This is a genomic window from Prolixibacter sp. DSM 2831, from assembly GCF_056493735.1.
Genome location: NZ_CM151379.1, coordinates 2,228,992 through 2,246,846, shown reverse-complemented (window position 1 = coordinate 2,246,846; position 17,855 = coordinate 2,228,992). Strand labels below are relative to the sequence as shown.

Genomic DNA, 17,855 nt, shown 5'->3' with positions numbered 1-17,855 from the left:
GACCAAGAACTAGTTGGCCTCCTTCTCTTCGTCGATCTTGTTCAGTAATTTTCTTCGTTTATCGAGTATTCTCAGGTATTCGTCAGTTTGGTGCCGGTAATAAGTCTTGTACGACTTAACACCCCATTCAATTGCTTTTTCGATATGGCCGTTCATTTCGTTAGCCAACGCCAGGTTAAACTCCACTTTGCTCCTCCTGCTCTTCGACCCTTCATCAGCATACTGCTCCCAAATCTTTTGAGCGGCTTCCCAATCTCCCTTTTCTGCCAACGGTATGGCCTTGTCGATATCTTTTTTCCCGGTTGCAAACAAACGCCTGCGGGCATTTTTCCACTGCGGTGCAATTTTGCGAGCCAGATCTTGTCCCGTCACCACGCCCCCTTCGATCAAGGCATCCTTAATGGACGGCAGCTTGTAATACATTTCCTCGGCAGTATATCCGTATGAATCCCAGAAAATCGTATCCGTGACGTCGAAAGTCCTGATTTTTTCACGATGTTTCGGATCATAAAGCCTCCACCGGGAGTGATAAGTGAGGTCCAAAGCTCCGTAATAGGTCTCGACCATGTTTCCAGAGAAATCCTGCTCGTAACCACTATCAAAATCCGTGTTGACTTCCTCGTTAAAGCTTTCCAACACCAAAAGCGCATCCGTATTGAAGTTTTGACACATCGTCGTCACGAAATTCCAATCCAGGGGCTCCGGACTAATCGTCGCCGGCAAGTAATTAGTCAGGTTACTCTCTTTGGGAATCACCACGTCGAACCGACCAGAGTTGAACAACTGATGCGCAGCTACCTGAATGACTGTATCAGCCGCAATGCTGTCGCGAAGTGTTGTGTCCAGTTCCAAATGGCGATCGGCCAGCAATTGCTCCAGCGAATCGCGATCCCAGTTCTTAAAGTCCGGCGTCATACTCCGGTTAAAAACCGTCAGGCTCTGAATCGAATCAGAAACAAAAGTGGGCGGTGGCTGTAACAACTGAATATTGATCGTGCGAACTGCCGAACAACCACCAAGCAAGGAAACACCTGCCAACATGAAAAGAAAATAAAATACGATGCGGATTCTATTCATTTGTAACCGATTCGAGAATTCTTAAATTATAAGTATCATATATTCAACTAAAATACAATGCATTTAGACAAATCAACAAAATAATTAATTTAAATATCTATCACCTGATGAAAACTGCTTTTTCATCAATAACCGCCCCAGTAACGACGCAAAAACCATTCAACAGCCAACAGGGCGATTAAAAGAAACAGAACAAATTCATACCGGATAGCGTCCATCATCACCACCTCTTCTGTTTGCTCACTTCTGCTCTGCAGTAGCTTTTTCAAATCCGGGAATAACTGTTCCAATTGATTGGCGAAATATACTTTGCCTCCCGAATACTGCGCTACAGCCGTCATCATTTGCTGATTGGCTCTTGTTTCCAACATCTCCGTTTGAGCAGCCATCACCTCAAAGTTACCTGATTCCTTTAACGAATCAGCTCCTACCTTCGCGGCAGCGGAAAAATGGTAACTTCCCGGTGACAAATGGCCGGCATTCAACTCGTAACCGTCATTACCTTCCGTGAAAACATAGTGAAACAGCTTGCCGGAAGCATCTGTCAAATCTAATGTAACCGCCGAATTATGAACCGGCTCATATATGGCATTAAACAACGTAGCCGAAAAATGAACCGCTTCGTTGGCCTGTACCATTCGGTTAAAGTGAACATTGAACTGATCTTCATTTCGCTTTAACACCAGGTACCGCGCCGTATTAACAATCCAATCATTGAAAAGAGCTTTATCTCCGTCGACTGACCGGGCCGAGATACGCCACCTCCAGATTCCCTCTCCATCAAACACAGCTTTTTTAACGCCATTCTGCTCACCCATGATCAAGGCCGGTTTCTCCTCTCCATTTCCCGACTGGTAAAGCAACGTTTCCATAATAGGCTCTGTTTCTACCTTTCCTTCCGGGATCACCAGAGGCGTTTGTGCCCCCAACCAATCGTTCAGTCGTATATCGGTATGAAACACCCCAAAGCCGGGATTAACCTCCATCTGAACATCAGTCAGCTGCTTACTTTCACTAACAATTTTCATACCAGCATTTAACTTATTAAAAGCCGAAATACTGCTTTGTGCCCCCAGAAAATACCAGCGGGAAGTTCTGGAATCGATAAATCTCTTTAAGTCAGATATGCCAACACCTTTTGATTCAGGAACCTGATAAAATATAAGTAAATTAAATTTCTCCGGAGAATAGTCATCAAAATGGCCAAACGGAGCGACCACAACCTTGAACTGTGGATCAGACTCCAAAGCCTCTGTGAGCGCACCGATATCGGGATGTGGCGCCCCAGCCAATATCAATATTTTTCGCTGGCTGTTCAGTACATCAACCGTGAGTATGCGAGTGTTGTTCTTGGTATTCTGCTCTCCCGAAACGGGGTCTACGTGGATTTTATAATGTTGCAATCCCGGTTTCTCACTTTTCAAGCGAAAGGATTCCCGACGAAAAAGAGAGGTCCCGGCAATTGGAACGGTCCGTTGTTCTACAACCTTCCCATTATGCGTAACAGAAATGTGGGTTTGCCCCGATTTCAATCCGTTACCGGCTATCTCCACCTCTACCGGAAATGCCTTTCCCGGAAAGGCCGTTGTATTCGCCCGCACCTGGCTGATGCGAATGTCGCTGTGTAATGTTGTATCACCTTTGATAACCGAATAAACAGGATATCCCAGCGTCCTTACAGTGTTCACCGGATTTTGTCCGGCGTTGTAAATTCCGTCACCAACAACCAGCATAGCAGTCGGTTTTTCGTAGCCATGCTGCGCCGCAACCGACTGAATAGCATCTGAATAATCAGACAAATTACCTTTGTAATCCGGAGCAGTCCCCTCCTGAACAGAATCGGCAAACAGGAACCATTTCAAATCCGCTAAGCCCGAAAGATTAGAAGCAACCCGTCTTTTCAGAGAATCCAGCGTAGAACGAATCTTCAGCGAATCGGCATGATTGAGCATGGAAGAGGAATTATCCTGCAACACCAGAACTAATGGTTTGTTCTTTGTTTTTTTCTTCAGCTTAACAACAGGCGAAAGCAGCAACACAGTCATCAGGAAAAGTACAGCAAACCGTAAGCCCTTTAATGTCCATAGTTGCCAACGACCCAGATTTTCAAACGCAGAAGCGTGGCGATAGAGCAAACGCATCAGAAACCAGGCAAAAGCCAGGCAAAGAAGGATGAATATTTCGGGATATGCTGTCGAGAAAATCACACCTGTCAATCATTCGTTAAGACACAAAAATAACAACAAACCATCATTCCAAACATAAAAAAGGGCCACAATCTCCGCAGCCCTTTAGTATCAATTCAAATAAAACATGTAATTTACTATATTTCAACTCAATCCTTCGAGTGAAAAACCAAAAGCGGAATCGTTGTATGAAACAGCAATTCACGAGCCACACTGGGCTTCAGGATGGAGGTAATCAAATTCCGCTTGTGCGTCGTAAGTGAAATAATATCAATCTCTTTGTCCTTGATATATTGCTCGATTCCCTTCACCTGATTGTCATTCTTAATCATGTCGAAATCCATCGGGACGTCTTCGGGAATCCCGGCATATTTCTCTTTGAAATGATTTAAATCGTAATTGGCAAATGGATTCTCACCGGACGTATCGATATGCACCACGTGCACATGAACATCGAGCGGGCGGGCAATATTCAGCAACATCCGTATCGCCGGACCATCTGATTTGTCGAAGTTGGTCGCATACATGATGCGCTTGAACATCTCATCCTTGTAAGTTGATTTTTCCGGAATAGCCAAAACCGGAATTTTGGCTTTCTGAATAATCTTGGCGGTTACACTACCGTACCAATAGTCGGACCGTGATTTTCCTTTGGCCCCCAGAATAATCAGATCGAAGTTCTCGCTGTCAGCCAGCTCCAAAATGGTCTCTTCAGCAATTCCTCCTACCAGCCTTGTGGTCAGGGTGATGTCCAACAAGTCTTTTTCTTCCATGTAAGCCCGGAGGTCACTTACGAATTTGGTCATTCCGCGGGTAGCATGCTCCTCAATTTCATGGAGTGCATCAGTCACACTACTTGGATAGATGTATGTATTGTCGTATCCCCACGGACTAACAATCGGGTTGAAGAAGGCATGAACCAACACCAACTCAGCTTTCTTTTGTTTGGCAACATGAACGGCATATTTTGCGGCATTGAGCGCGAAAGAGGAAAAATCTATCGGCACCAGAATCCTCCGGATGGCAGAAACCATATCATCGGGTTCCTGAAACTCGGGCCCGTACTTTTCGTTTACCTGGTCGATGATTTCCAAAGCTTTCTCCACATCTCCTTCTCTTACCTGAAGTTCAACCCGGTTCTGGGCTTCGGAACGGATAGCATATCGTAATCCCTGGTTCAGGATGCAGCTTTCGATACCGGCCGAATCGAGCCAACCTTTCATCAGGTAAGCGCGGTGCAGATAGCTAAAACGGGCAACGGTAACTAACTTATCAGTCATAGCTTTAGAATTTAGAGTTTACGAACTTGAATGGCCGCAACTGGCTTTCGACAAAAGTGAAGAACGTTGTTTTTGGCTTTGCCCTGCGGCTACTATAAATTTAACAAAATACATTATGAAAATCAACTGAAAACGAAGAAAGAAAACATGCTTTATTCATTTCAATCCTTTGGTTTTTCAGGTTGTTCAGTTTACCATAGCACGTCGACAACGAGAAGTCTTCCCGGTAAACATTTGTTTTCCCAACCTTCTATTTTCTAAACGAAAACCGACTAAATCTGGTTGAAAATCAACGCTATATTTAACAATATTTAGCTTGTCCTCAAACCAGCTCAACGAAATCAGAACAACAAACATGTTATGACATATCTTATTGCATGTCATCAACTTAAAATGGTTACATAAATAAGAGAATTAATAACTGAAGATTCAAAAAGGGACGGCATCAATCCGTCCTGAACATGATGCTGTGGAGAATTTTCACACCGAAAAACGGTTCTTGTCCTGATAATTTACAAACGGTAGGTGTACGCCAAACCAGTAATGAAATCCCGGTCGGGTTTAGACACATTGATTTCGTGCTGCAACCTGATAAACAGCCCAAACCGATTTCTTTTGTTCAGGGAGAATTTGGTTCCCAGAGTGTATCTTACTTTGTTGAATTTACCGGCCTTCTCATCCGGCAATTGATAATATATCTCTCCCGAGAAATACGGATCCCAGGCACTATTCCGGATGTGATATTCCGCCTTGACTCTCTGCCGTATAAACGAAACGGCATCGTTGCCACCTGCTATAAAATCATCCTCGTTGGTAAAACGCAGACGGTATGAGAATTCCATCCGCTTAACATCCTTGCTGGCTTCAGCATCTATAATAAAGCGATGAAGCGTTCGCCAGTCATTGTTTTTATCGCGATCCCGGGCAAACCGATACCCCGCTCCCAGGCTAAACCAGTCTGAAACATCGTATCCGGCACCAATCTCGGTAAAATAGCGCCCCAGACTCGGAGTTTCATCCGAAAATCGAAACTCCTCGTTCAATTCAAATTTCCATTTGTGAAAATCTTTACGGATGCCAGCACTGGTCCATACACCGTAATTATCGGCTGCAACCACTGGCCTGACACCAAGCAGGAAAAAAATCATTCCTGCGAAAGCAATCATCTTCTTCATAATACAAGTGCTTAAGGCTTTCGGGAAGCTTTTTCCTGATAAGGATGGTAAAAGATGATAATTTCAGCTGTATCGCGAAGGAAGTTAATATCGCCAACTTCGATTCGATTGATTTTCAAACCTGTTCGTTCCTCCAGATCAGCCAACAAGGCACCGTAATTTTCAGGCTTGATCAGCTCAATCCGTTCGTAAATAATCTTCTTCTGTGTTTCCTGCCGGTACGACCATAAACGCTCCATTGCCCAGGTTACAAGAACGATGGCAACGTTGGTCATAAATAACTCTCCATAGCTGATTTCCGCTCCGGCAAGGGCATTAATAACCGAAATAGCGATAATCACAAAGAGGAAAGTCATTTCTTTGATTGGGATGGTATCGGTACGGTAACGGAGAATCCCAAAAACAGCAAACAAGCCCAGTGCAAAACCAATTTCCAGCTTTACACTTTCCAGCAGAAACGAGATGAAAAATACCGTTGTACCGATGAGGATGTAAGTGAAATAGTACTCTTTCCGCCGCGAAATCCGGTAGTAAAGATACCGGCCAATAATCGTTATTACGAGCAGGTTGAACAGAAACCTGAGTAATAACTCCAGCGTATCCGGCCCGTTCAGCCACTCGATGCCAAACATGCCGGTGACGGACGAAACCAAAGGAATGGATGTAAGTAAATGCGCAATGGTAGTCATGATAGGTGTTTAGTTAGTTTATTCAGTAACAGAATCTTCTGTTTCATTCGGTTGATTTTCGTGTCGGGATACAACATCGAAACACCGATGCAGTATTTTGAAAAGCCAACGGGCCTGATTCCGTGTTTTCGCAGAATGCGGGTAAAACCGGCATGCCGACTGAACTGCTCTTGCTTTAGTTCAATAACCGACACATCGCCCAGCGCTTTCCACTCTTTCTTATCGAGTGAAAAATAGATGTCCGTATCAATCGTAATTCGCTCGTTTACTGTTTTATGAACCAACGAAATTCGATTAAACTTATTGTAGAGTTTCGTTTCCAGATCTTCCCGATTATAAGGCGTTTGTTCCGACACAAATTGATCTTCCACCTCATTTTCTTCCGGAATTCGTTCTTGTCGCGAAATGCGTTTTTTAATGGTCCGGCCGCGGTTCAGTTTGAACTTCGATTCCAGAAAGCGCATTCCCGTCAGGGGATATTCCCGGAAACGGACTTTGTAACGATTTAATTTACCGTTGACATGTGCTTTGAACATGGCAAAATCGGGCGTATCGAGGTATTTTGTCCGGTAAGGCAAATTTCGGACTCCGTCGATACTAAGCACCTGGTAATCCGACCATATTTCCGACAGGATCTCTTCCAGTTTATCTACAGAAACCACAAACTTCGAATCCACGCGATTCATCAAACGCGCCTTGTCTGCTTCAACCAGACTAATCGGCTCAAAATGATTAAGTAATTGCTGCAAATCAACTGACATTTCTGACCATTTTTTATCACTCAAAGATGCCTGATTTATTTAACATCAGGAAAAATATTGGGGAAAATGTAATAAGAAAGAAAAGAAATCAAACCGAAAAATGATTCTTCACATAATTAGCCGAAACAACCTGCCCCCGATTATAAAAAAAATTACCCGGAACCGCTCTATCCTCTGGTTTTATGCATGTAAAACATGAAGATATTTATAAAAGTTGTTTTTGAACATAAAAGGTTTGGGTGGCTGCCTTTGAAAACTTTACTATTTTGCGCACTCAAATCAAGAAGCTGTTTTACTGTTCGGGATAACCGGAAGCATTAGAAATAATAATTATCGGTTATCTTTTCATAATTCAGATTATTACCATAACTTAGTTAAAGTATTGGTAAGTCGAAAAATATTCAACATTGTTTCTTAATGATGGCTGTACCAAACAGACAGCCGTCGGTTTTTATGCTTTGGTGTTTTTAGTTTATGATTAGGACAAGAAAGGGGACTGAATTACTTCAGCCCCCTTTTCGTTTTACTGCAATCAAGCTTTTTATTTCGCTTCCGGAATTTTAGTCAATACTTCAACCAGTAAATCCCAGAACTTAGTCACTGTTTCAATTTCAATCTTCTCATCAGGTGAATGCGCTCCCCGAATGGTAGGCCCGAATGAAATCATGTCCAACGAAGGATACTTTTCCAGGAATAATCCGCACTCCAATCCGGCATGAATCGAGCGAACAATGGGCTCTTGCGTAAAGAGTTTGCTGTAAGCAGTACGGGTAATCTCCATGATTTCGGAGTCCGGATTGGGCGTCCAGCCCGGGTAACCTTCGCTGTGGCGAACTTCGGCACCAGCCAACTGGAAAACCGATTTAACCATGGCAGCTGCATCCTCTTTGCCACTGTTCAGGTCGCTGCGCTGGCTGGTTGTTATCTCGATTTGATTTCCTCCCATGAACTTCACCGAAGCCAGGTTAGTCGATGTTTCCACCATTCCCGGCATCCGGAAACTCATTCCCAACACACCATGCGGACAAGCGTACAATGCAAGCAGCAACTTTTGCTGCGTTGCTTTGTCCATTACTGTTGGCGGAGCCTCTGTACTTTCCAAATCCAGTTTCAGTTTGGGTTCGGTAATCGATAACTCGTTCTGAATAGCGGTGCGGAATACATTAAAGTCAGCCGTCAATTGTTCTTTTTTGTCGGAAGGTACCAGAATTACTCCAAACGCTTCTCGCGCAATGGCGTTCCGCAGATTACCGCCATCAAACGAAGCCAGACGTGCTCCATATTTCTGTGTAGCGTCCCAAATGAAACGGTTCAGAATTTTGTTGGCATTTCCCCTGCCTTTATGAATATCATCGCCCGAGTGACCGCCTAACAGTCCGGTTACCGATAATTTAACGGCAAACATCCCGGCAGGAGAAGCTTCCGGTTGATAATTGAACGTAGCAACGGTATCGACACCACCGGCACAACCGATGAATAACTCCCCTTCGTCTTCCGAATCAAGGTTCAAAAGAATGGAGCCGCTCAAAAATCCGGGTTGCAATGCAAATGCGCCCGTCAGTCCGGTCTCTTCGTCTACCGTGAAAAGGCTTTCGATGGGTCCATGCTCGAAATCGTTGGCCGTGAGAACCGCCATGGCAGCTGCCATACCAATTCCACAATCGGCACCGAGTGTGGTACCCTCGGCTGTCACCCATTCCCCCTCAACATATGCTTTAATAGGATCTTTCTCGAAATCATGTTCCGTATCTGAATTCTTTTCGCAAACCATATCGATATGCGACTGCAGAATCACCTTCTTGACTTTTTCCTTTCCGGGAGTAGCCGGTTTGGAGATTAAAACATTTCCTGCCTCATCCGTTTTGGCATCCAAATTATGTTTTGCAGCAAATTCCAGCAGGAACTGAATAATCTGCTCCTCCTTTTTCGATGGCCTGGGAACCTGGCAAATGTCTTCAAAATAGTCCCATACAGGCTGCGGAGAGAGCTTATTTAACTTTCTCATGGAAGTAGTATTTTTATTTTCGTTATGCAACGAAAGTACAAATTCGCCGGGGAATGACGGGAATCAATCGTTAAAATTGTTAAATTGGCCAACGAAAATAAGACAAGACACAAGACAATAGCATGTATTGTTTATTCGTTTATCTCTACAAACATTAATTTTTAATCTTATGAAACGACTACTTCTGTCATTCGTATTGGTGGCTCTGACCACCTCACTGTTTGCTCAACTCCCGATTAGCCTTGGTATCAAGGGAAGTATCAACTCTACCAAAATTACGACCGACAATGCCATTGCCGGTGCATCAAGCTACACCCTCAATGACCTGAAGGCAGACGCAGCCAACGGCTTCAATGTGGGTGCATTTCTGCGACTGAAACATAATAAGGTTTTTCTTCAGCCTGAATTGCTGTACAGTGTGCAAAAAGGAAAAACAACTTACACCATTCCTACCTCTACAACGCAAAGTGGTTTGGAAGGAGCTGTTACACAGCACATGGATGTGAAGTCAGTTCAGATACCGTTGTTACTTGGTGTTAAAGTACTCGACCTGAAAGTTGCTTCCGTCAACCTGATGACTGGTCCTGCCATGTCGTTTATTCTCGACGGAAGTGAAATTACACTGAATAAAACAGATGGTGTTGCAGTTGACCCAAGCCTGTACGACCCGAACAACTTCAAAAATAATACCTGGGACTGGCAGGCAGGAGTCGGTGTCGATGTAGCTATGTTGTCTCTTGACGTACGTTACGCATGGGGATTGACTAACGTATCAGAAGGTGTCTCCAACAATGACCCGACAGTTATTGGCTTTAAAAACAAAGGCAATTCACTGATCTTATCGCTGGGCATCAGATTGTTCTAAGAAAACATTTCATACTATTGATATAACGGCCGGATTGATTCCGGCCGTTTTCTTTGTAATCCTTACGGAAAAAGGTTTTCCGGTAATCACATATTGTTAAAATATTATATCTTCACATTTCGAAGATCAACTGAACCTGGATTTTGAATTTCGAAGTACTCATAGTATTTGTTGTCCTGGCATTCATACTGGTATCCCTTTACTTTGAGATACTGGGGCCATCCTTTACGTTCGTAATTGCCATCTCGGTTCTGGGCGTTTCACGCATTCTCACCCCTGCTGAAATCCTGAGCGGCTTTGCCAATGTGCAGTTGGTCGTCATTTTGCTACTGCTACTGCTTGGCGATATTTTCCGGCAAACGCCCATCATGGAAATGCTCTTCGATAAAGTCTTCAAAGGAGCGAGAACCTACAAAGGCTTCATGCTTCGAATGATGACTCTGGTGGCCGGTTTTTCGGCTTTTTTGAACAATACTCCGTTGGTAGCCATCATGATGCCCTATGTGCACAACTGGAGCAAGCGAAACAACACTTCCCCGTCCAAATTATTAATACCGCTTTCGTACGCAGCCATTCTCGGAGGTTGTGCCACATTGATTGGTACCTCCACCAACCTGATTGTGAATGGCATGGTGCTGGACCAGGAAATTATTCCCGGGCTGCCTTCGCTCGACATGTTTGATTTCTTCCCGGTAGGTGCAGCTATGGCAGTTATCGGGATTGCCTACATGCTGCTATTTAGCAAGAAATTACTTCCCGAAAGGAAAGATGCCATGTCGCAGTTCCGGTCGCGTAACCGCGAATATATTCTGCAGACACAGATTAACGAGGGTTCTCCTCTTGCGGGAAAAGATATCCGGAACGAAAGCCTCGACCGATTGAAAGGTTTGTATCTGGTAGAAGTTATTCGTGATAACGAACGAATCCCGGCCATTTCGCTCACCACACAGCTTCGCGTCAACGACCAGCTTGTGTTTGCCGGTGACACCGAAACCATTGCGGATATCATTACCCAAACCGATTCAGGGCTTTCTTTTCCTACCCTTGGCTCGCTTCAGGAAAGCAAAAACAGCGAAGTAGTAGAAGTGGTCATTTCGCATAACTCGTCCTTGATAGGAAAAACCGTTATGGAAGCCAATTTCCGTGGACGCTACGATGCAGCGATTATCGCCATCCACCGTAACGGAGAACGTATTTCGGGTAAAATCACTTTCCAGAAACTGAAAGCTGGTGACGTTTTGCTGCTCTTTGTGGGTAAAAGTTTCGAAAGCCGGTCGGCCGGAACACTTGACTTCTACTACATTTCCAAAGTAAAGGCCCACAGAAAACTGGCCAAGTGGCAGTATTTTGTTCTTTTCGGAGGAACCGGACTGGCCATTCTGCTCTCAGCCCTGAGGCTTGTGCCGCTGTTCACGTCACTGCTGGTGCTCATCATTCTCATCAACATGCTCAAGATCTATCCTCCCAAAGACATTCCGAAGAGCATTGATTACGAGCTGGCCATGGTGATTGCTTTGTCGCTGGCGTTGGGAACTGCCATGTTGAAAACTGGAGTAGCTGAAATGCTGGCAAATAGTCTTATCTCCATCTTTTTACCTTTCGGAAAAGTAGCCCTTTTGGCGGGTATATTTCTGATAACGTCGCTGTTGGCAAACCTCATAACCAACAAGGCCGCTGTTGCACTAATATTTCCCATTTCGCTGACGATGGCATCCAACCTGAGTTTACCTCCGCAACCGTTTATTTTGGTTGTAGCATTTGCCGCTGCCGCCAACTTCATGACACCCATCGGCTACCAGACCAACCTGATGGTTTATGGTCCGGGAGGTTATTCATTCCGCGATTTCTTCAAGATTGGATTTCCGTTGACGATACTTTACATGGCTGCAACGGTAACCATTCTGGGACTCACTTACCTGCGGTAATTACTCATCCTGTCCGATATTTCCAAAGTACTTAACGGCAAACAACGTGGTATCGTCCCGTTGCTCGAGACGACCACGGAAATTCAGCAACGAATCCAGAATGCGTTCCACCATGGCCTCCGGTTCAACCTGTCCCACCTGGGCAATTTCATAGCGGAGCCTATCCTGACCGAACATCTTACCACTTTCATTTTGTTCTTCAGTTACTCCATCGGTATAAGCAATCAACATTTCGCCCGGTTTAAAAACCATTTTCGTCTCATCAAATGTTTGACGAGGCATTACACCTACTGGGATTCCGTGTGAATGTTGCAGCTCCTCTACAGCGCCATCACGCCGGAGCAGGTAAGGATGTGGGTGACCAGCGTTGCAATAGGTAAATGTTCCGGTCGATATTTCCAGTACGGAAAGGAAAACGGTAACAAACATATCTGATTCAGCGTCAGAACAAAGTTCCTCGTTTAGGCGCTCCATAATGCTTCCCACCTGAATATTCGCCGTCGCAATTCCGCGCATCAGTGTCCGGGTCATAACCGAGAACATGGCCGCCGGAATGCCTTTTCCCAGTGTGTCGCAAATCGAAATACACAGTTTATCTTCATCCAGGAAAAAGACATCGAACAAGTCACCTCCAACCGAGCGGGCCGGAATAAGCTTTCCGAAGCAATCGAATTCTTTCCTATCGGGAAAAATCGGAAAACGCGACGGTACAATGCTCATCTCAATCGAACGGGCCAAATCCAGCTCCCGGTCCAGTTCTTCCTGGTCGCGGCGGCTCTGAACCCACCGGGCGTGGTAGTTCTCCATCCGCTGTTTCATGTGTGCCAGACCTCCGGCCAGCACTTCAAACTCGTTTCCGACAACTTCCAGCGGCTCCCCTTCCTCTTCCATGATTCGGCGTGCTTCGTCGGCCAATTGTGTGATGGGAGTCGTCACCGACCTGGAAAGTAAAATAGTTACCGAAACCATTACGCCCGTTCCAATCAAAACCAAAAACATCACCAGAATAATCACCTTTCGAAGCTCTCCCAATAATTCAGAATAAGGAACCAGCACCATCATCAACCAGCCGTTTTCGGTTACCGGCCAATAAACAGCCGTAGCACGTCTCCCGCCGTAGCAAGTAGGATTCAGCAATGCTTTTCCACCCACACCACGGGCAATAATTCGCTTTATCTTACTCAGATCGCCCAGAGAAAAACAGTGACTCAGTGTATCGACGTTTTCGTTCAGAAAAGCCGGTTGCGGATGATAAACCACCTTCCCTTTCGAAGAAAACAGAATGGGAAATCCACTCTTGTAAATTTGAATTCCTGATAACTCGTTGTAGACATCCTCCAATGACATCACCGAACAAGCAATAGCCGGTACTTCCTTACCGTTCTTCTTTACATGGAAAGGAATGGCATAAGCGATACATTGCGTTTTATGCCCCTCTACCCAAAACGGATCGGACCATCCTGCCTTTCCCGAAACAAAAACCCGGTGGTACCAATCCTGCAACTTAGCACACATTGGCAGGTCACTATCCGAGCCGATAATGGTTGAGTCTTTTCGGTAAAAGAAATGGTTAACTTCTTCCGAACTATTGAGATTTTCTTTCAGCTGGACAGCTTCCAGATGAGGATTTGATTTTAAAACGAGCTGCAGCAGATCTTCCATCTCCTGCTCACTATTCATCTGCTTAGTGCCTGATTCAATGATTTCTGCAGATTTACGTGCATGTACAACTGCATCGTTTACTAACAACGAAGCCGTATGAGTGACCGTTTGGGCACGGTCGGCCAGTCCGTCAAGAATGGTGTCGCGGGTAAAACGGTAACCAATGGCAACAATCAGCATGGTCAGCGTAAATCCCGCCAGTAAGAGATAGAAACTTAGGTGAAAAGCTATATTTTGATTTTTCATAGAAATCGAATTGACTTCTCTAAAATTATGAAAATCAAAATTAACTTCAAATTATAAATTACTGCATCCAGACCCGGGTACCGGCAAATTGGCAGGAATGTGCTGCGATTTTAGCTGCTTTTTCGAGTGCGGGTACAAAATCGTGCAGGCGATGAAGGTAATAAGCAAATGCGCCATGAAAAATATCTCCGGCCCCTAACGTATCGACGGGTTCCACTTCAGGAACAGGAAGTTCCACCACATCAAAGCCGTCTTTGTACAAGATGGGTTTCCCTCCCCGGGTAACAGCCACATGGTGAATTCCTTTCTCGGATAGATAACGAAACAGCTCTTCTTTATTGTTACACCAGGGCGGCATAAATTTTTCGGAGCAGATAGCATAATTTACATGCGGAAGCAGTCGTTCCAAACCGTCTTTCCAACTTCCACCATCCAGAATAACGGGAATATCACGTCTCCGGGCTTCGCAGGCAATCTCTGTCGCTTTTTGAATGTAAAAGCCATCAAGAAGGACAAAATCGAACTGATTCTCTTCCATCAAGCCACGGCTATCGAAACTGATATCATAGTCGGCCGGATGGTTGGTGAAAATCGTTCGATCACCATTATCCGAAGTGGTAACTACCGAAGCAATCACAGGCTTTTCCTCCCGCTGAGCGGCCAAATCGTGATGTTCAATGTTGAACTTACGTAAATCTTCCTGTAAAAAAGATTTGAAAGCATTTTGACCAAAAGCGGAAACCAGATGAGCTCTTCCTCCCAGGTGAGAATAGGTGACAGCCGCGTTGGTAGCAGGGCCACCTACCAGAATATCGGGTGCATCGGGCGATTTAACTTTATTGTCAGGCGTCGGAAACTGATCAATAATGTGATGAATATCTATCGTGGTCAAGCCTAAGAATAAGCCTTTCATGATGTAACAAAAATGATACAATTAAAATTCAGCCGCGAATATAGAAAATAAAAAGGCCGCCAATCATGACGACCTTCCGAAACTGCATCAAAAACATATTTTTTAACAACAGACATCCATATTTAAAGAAATTTATATCACGATCAACCAAAACTGACTGTATCTCATCATCTGGCATAGAACAAAAAAAGGGCCACCCAACGGCAGCCCTTCATATAGAATGCAATTCAATTTTCGGTATCAGGTATTCATTCCACCGCAAACATTTACCACCTGTCCGGTTACGTAAGAAGAAAGATCGGATGCGAGGAATACGCAGGTGTTTGCTACATCTTCCGGAGTTCCTCCGCGACGCATCGGGATTTGTGCTTCCCATGCTTTTTTCACGTCTTCAGGAAGTACACCGGTCATTTCGGTAATGATGAATCCGGGAGCAACCGCATTGTGGCGAATGCCCCTTAAACCCATCTCTTTGGCTGCTGATTTGGTGAAACCGATGATTCCTGCTTTCGATGCAGAATAGTTACACTGATTTGCATTTCCCGAAACGCCAACAACTGAACTCATGTTGATAACGCTACCTGAAGCTTGTTTCCACATGACCGGTTGAACAGCTTTGGTGAAGTTGAAAACCGATTTCAGGTTCACGGCGATTACCGCGTCCCACTGATCTTCAGTCATTCTTTTCAATGCACCGTCTTTCGTGATTCCGGCATTGTTGACCAAAATGTCAATGCGACCAAAATCTTCAGCGATTTGTTTCACAACCGTCTGAGTTTCCTCGTAATTGGCAGCATTGGATGCATAACCTTTTACTCTTACACCCAAAGCAGCAATCTCTTTTTCAGTTGCTTCAGCCGCTTCGTTGATTACCAGATCGGTAAAAGCAATGTTGCAACCCTCTTGCGCAAAACGCAGTGCAATAGCTTTACCGATTCCTCTGGCAGCACCGGTAACAATGGCAGTTTTTCCTTCTAAAAGTTTCATGTGTTCTATAGTTTACTTTAATGGTCATCAAGAAATGCCCACATTTCTTTCCGGAAAATAACCGGAAGGATTTTGTTAACGAAAAACAAAAATATAAATCTTTCCCAAGGATAAATTTTCAAGTGGTCATTTCTCGGGATAAATTCATCCATATTGTATCCAAAATTGTCTTTCGCGGTAAAATTCGAACTGACGCGTTGAAAATTCAATCGACTATCAACTGACTTACCCGTTGCAACAACTCTGGAAGTACCTCACCTGCTTTCCCTTCCAGAAAAATGTGTGTAATCTGGTTGGTAAAAGGCGTTGTTTCCGGATTGATCTCAATAATGGTCGCTCCGCTTCGGGCCGCTTCGTAGGGAACCATCGAAGCCGGCATAACCTCGCCGGTCGTGCCAATCACCAGCATCACTTCCGCTTTGCGGGCTGCTGCGAATGATTGATCGTACGCTTCGCGTGGAATTCCTTCTCCAAAGAAAATGAAATCAGGTTTCAACACCGAACCATCTTCGTGACAGCGTGGAGGGAGTTCGCTCATATCAATTTCGGTAGCAAAATGCCGGGCGCCACAACGCGGACAAACTACCCATTGCGAGTTACCATGAAATTCCCATACGGTTTTACTGCCAGCTTCCTGATGGAGGTTATCGATGTTTTGCGTGATTACGCTTTTTAGCCACCCTTTTTGTTCTAGTCCGGCCAGGGCAATGTGCCCGGCATTAGGTTGAGCTTTGCCGAAAAAGTCGTAAAATATCTCTTTGATTTTCACCCACGAATCGTGCGGATTCGAATAGAAATAGTCCAAATCAAGTACTTTGGGATCATAGCGGCTCCAAAGCCCGTTTTTCCCCCGAAAGGGAGGAATCCCACTTTCTACCGAAATGCCGGCTCCTGTAAATGCTATGGTATACCCCGAATCTCGGATGAGCCGGGCCGCTTTATCAAGATAATCAGTCATATATAAAGAAATTCACGAGATTCAATCAAGATTTTTCTTCGCTACGTTCAGGTTCCATCTCCAGATTTTTCTTCTGTTCGGGAAACAGAACCCGCGTTTGCGGAAGATATTCAGGATAGTTCTTTTGGACAAATTCTACCAGTTTTTCTCTTACCAGGACACGCAAATCCCAGGCCGTTGGCGAGTCAGCGGCGCTAACCAGAGCACGCAATTCAAGGGTTCTCTCCTTTGCATCGGTTACCTGAAGCACATTCACTTGTTTATCCCACAAATCGGTATTTTCCAGAATTTCTGTCAACGCTTTCCGCATTTCGTCCACAGGAAATCGATAATCAACATAGATAAATACAGTTCCTAAAATTTCAGCGGTTGTACGCGTCCAGTTCTGAAACGGTTTCTCGATAAAGTAATTAATAGGGAGAATGAGACGCCTTTTATCCCAGATACGAACCACCACATACGTCAGGGTAATTTCCTCGATCCAGCCCCATTCATTTTCGACAATCACCACATCTTCAAGGCGTATAGGCTGCGTAATGGCAATCTGGAAACCGGCCAGTATCAGTCCAATACTTTTCTGCGCCGCAAAACCAATAATAATTCCTGCTATTCCGGCGGAAGCCAGAAGACTAACCCCCAACTTGTGAATCTTATCGAAACTCATCAGGGCAATCCCGATAGCAATCACGAGCACAATAGCGATGAGCAGTCGCTCGAAAACCCGGAGCTGCGTATGCATTTTCCGCGCCTTCAGGTTATCCTTGGTATCCAGGTCATAGCGACGAAGCAATATCGACCGAATACTTCGTATGGCGTTAATGATAAGCCAGGTGACCAGGAAAATGGTAAGTAATGTATAAACGTGCTGCAAATCAAAAGGCAACTTCTTCCCCATATCCATCAAGGGCTGAATGGATAGCAGCACTAACAAAGCCGCCAAAAAGGTCAACGGACGGGTGATACGAGTCAGCGTTTGAATCCATCCGGCGTCTTTCTTTTCGTGCAAACGATGCTTCACCAAACGGATAATCAAATGCGCACCGAAGAAACCGACCACCAAACCAGCGATTAACACCAATGCATTCAGGTAATTATTATCGAACATAAGAATTCAGGTTTTTACTAA

Annotated in this window: 14 protein-coding genes; 2 read left to right on the top strand and 12 right to left on the bottom strand. The window is 44.8% G+C overall.

The window, feature by feature from the left end; genetic code table 11:
• Positions 1-9: 9 nt before the first annotated feature.
• The 7 genes from AC060N_RS09055 to AC060N_RS09025 all read right to left on the bottom strand — a co-directional run bounded on the left by AC060N_RS09055 (position 10) and on the right by AC060N_RS09025 (position 9,173).
• A complete protein-coding gene (locus AC060N_RS09055) occupies positions 10-1,077 on the bottom strand; it encodes a DUF6340 family protein (RefSeq protein WP_479526809.1) in 1,068 nt (355 codons plus the stop codon).
• Positions 1,078-1,202: 125 nt separating this feature from the next.
• A complete protein-coding gene (locus AC060N_RS09050) occupies positions 1,203-3,293 on the bottom strand; it encodes a hypothetical protein (protein ID WP_479526808.1) in 2,091 nt (696 codons plus the stop codon).
• A gap of 119 nt (positions 3,294-3,412) precedes the next feature.
• Entirely contained in the window at positions 3,413-4,543 is a 1,131-nt protein-coding gene (locus tag AC060N_RS09045; RefSeq protein WP_106543635.1) for a universal stress protein, read from the bottom strand.
• Between the two features lie 512 nt (positions 4,544-5,055).
• Positions 5,056-5,718, bottom strand: coding sequence for a DUF2490 domain-containing protein (locus tag AC060N_RS09040; protein WP_479526807.1), 663 nt, complete (start codon positions 5,716-5,718; stop codon positions 5,056-5,058).
• Positions 5,719-5,729: 11 nt separating this feature from the next.
• Positions 5,730-6,407: a DUF4956 domain-containing protein gene (locus tag AC060N_RS09035; protein WP_479526806.1), complete on the bottom strand. Its 678-nt coding sequence runs from the start codon at positions 6,405-6,407 to the stop codon at positions 5,730-5,732.
• On the bottom strand, positions 6,404-7,168 hold the full coding sequence (locus tag AC060N_RS09030; protein WP_479526805.1) for a polyphosphate polymerase domain-containing protein: 765 nt from the start codon (positions 7,166-7,168) through the stop codon (positions 6,404-6,406). Before AC060N_RS09030 ends, AC060N_RS09035 begins: the two co-directional genes overlap by 4 nt.
• 541 nt (positions 7,169-7,709) lie before the next feature.
• Positions 7,710-9,173: an aminoacyl-histidine dipeptidase gene (locus tag AC060N_RS09025; protein ID WP_479526804.1), complete on the bottom strand. Its 1,464-nt coding sequence runs from the start codon at positions 9,171-9,173 to the stop codon at positions 7,710-7,712.
• A gap of 169 nt (positions 9,174-9,342) precedes the next feature.
• On the opposite strand from AC060N_RS09025, the gene AC060N_RS09020 reads away from it, so the two are divergent.
• Together AC060N_RS09020 and AC060N_RS09015 are read left to right on the top strand one after the other, a co-directional pair.
• Positions 9,343-10,038, top strand: a complete 696-nt coding sequence (locus AC060N_RS09020) for a porin family protein (RefSeq protein WP_479526803.1) — start codon at positions 9,343-9,345, stop codon at positions 10,036-10,038.
• A gap of 143 nt (positions 10,039-10,181) precedes the next feature.
• A complete protein-coding gene (locus AC060N_RS09015; RefSeq protein WP_479526802.1) occupies positions 10,182-11,963 on the top strand; it encodes an SLC13 family permease in 1,782 nt (593 codons plus the stop codon).
• Here AC060N_RS09015 and AC060N_RS09010 read toward each other — a convergent pair whose 3' ends face one another.
• The 5 genes from AC060N_RS09010 to AC060N_RS08990 form a co-directional block, all read right to left on the bottom strand.
• On the bottom strand, positions 11,964-13,871 hold the full coding sequence (locus AC060N_RS09010; protein ID WP_479526801.1) for a SpoIIE family protein phosphatase: 1,908 nt from the start codon (positions 13,869-13,871) through the stop codon (positions 11,964-11,966). It lies immediately after the preceding gene.
• 58 nt (positions 13,872-13,929) lie between these two features.
• On the bottom strand, positions 13,930-14,784 hold the full coding sequence (locus AC060N_RS09005) for a PfkB family carbohydrate kinase (RefSeq protein WP_479526800.1): 855 nt from the start codon (positions 14,782-14,784) through the stop codon (positions 13,930-13,932).
• Between the two features lie 240 nt (positions 14,785-15,024).
• Positions 15,025-15,771 (bottom strand): 3-oxoacyl-[acyl-carrier-protein] reductase, encoded by a 747-nt coding sequence (fabG, locus tag AC060N_RS09000; protein WP_479526799.1) that lies wholly within the window; start codon positions 15,769-15,771, stop codon positions 15,025-15,027.
• Between the two features lie 205 nt (positions 15,772-15,976).
• The gene (locus tag AC060N_RS08995) at positions 15,977-16,729 is read right to left on the bottom strand and encodes an SIR2 family NAD-dependent protein deacylase (RefSeq protein ID WP_479526798.1); all 753 of its coding nucleotides are present in this window, start codon (positions 16,727-16,729) and stop codon (positions 15,977-15,979) included.
• A 25-nt stretch (positions 16,730-16,754) separates the two neighbouring features.
• A complete protein-coding gene (locus AC060N_RS08990; protein WP_479526797.1) occupies positions 16,755-17,834 on the bottom strand; it encodes a mechanosensitive ion channel family protein in 1,080 nt (359 codons plus the stop codon).
• Positions 17,835-17,855: the final 21 nt, after the last annotated feature.

Coding starts and splice junctions, on each gene's coding strand:
- AC060N_RS09055 (WP_479526809.1), bottom strand. CDS start 1,077: ATGAATAGAATCCGCATCGTATTTTATTTTCTTTTCATGTTGGCAGGT.
- AC060N_RS09045 (WP_106543635.1), bottom strand. CDS start 4,543: ATGACTGATAAGTTAGTTACCGTTGCCCGTTTTAGCTATCTGCACCGC.
- AC060N_RS09040 (WP_479526807.1), bottom strand. CDS start 5,718: ATGAAGAAGATGATTGCTTTCGCAGGAATGATTTTTTTCCTGCTTGGT.
- AC060N_RS09035 (WP_479526806.1), bottom strand. CDS start 6,407: ATGACTACCATTGCGCATTTACTTACATCCATTCCTTTGGTTTCGTCC.
- AC060N_RS09030 (WP_479526805.1), bottom strand. CDS start 7,168: ATGTCAGTTGATTTGCAGCAATTACTTAATCATTTTGAGCCGATTAGT.
- AC060N_RS09025 (WP_479526804.1), bottom strand. CDS start 9,173: ATGAGAAAGTTAAATAAGCTCTCTCCGCAGCCTGTATGGGACTATTTT.
- AC060N_RS09020 (WP_479526803.1), top strand. CDS start 9,343: ATGAAACGACTACTTCTGTCATTCGTATTGGTGGCTCTGACCACCTCA.
- AC060N_RS09010 (WP_479526801.1), bottom strand. CDS start 13,871: ATGAAAAATCAAAATATAGCTTTTCACCTAAGTTTCTATCTCTTACTG.
- AC060N_RS09005 (WP_479526800.1), bottom strand. CDS start 14,784: ATGAAAGGCTTATTCTTAGGCTTGACCACGATAGATATTCATCACATT.
- fabG (WP_479526799.1), bottom strand. CDS start 15,771: ATGAAACTTTTAGAAGGAAAAACTGCCATTGTTACCGGTGCTGCCAGA.
- AC060N_RS08995 (WP_479526798.1), bottom strand. CDS start 16,729: ATGACTGATTATCTTGATAAAGCGGCCCGGCTCATCCGAGATTCGGGG.
- AC060N_RS08990 (WP_479526797.1), bottom strand. CDS start 17,834: ATGTTCGATAATAATTACCTGAATGCATTGGTGTTAATCGCTGGTTTG.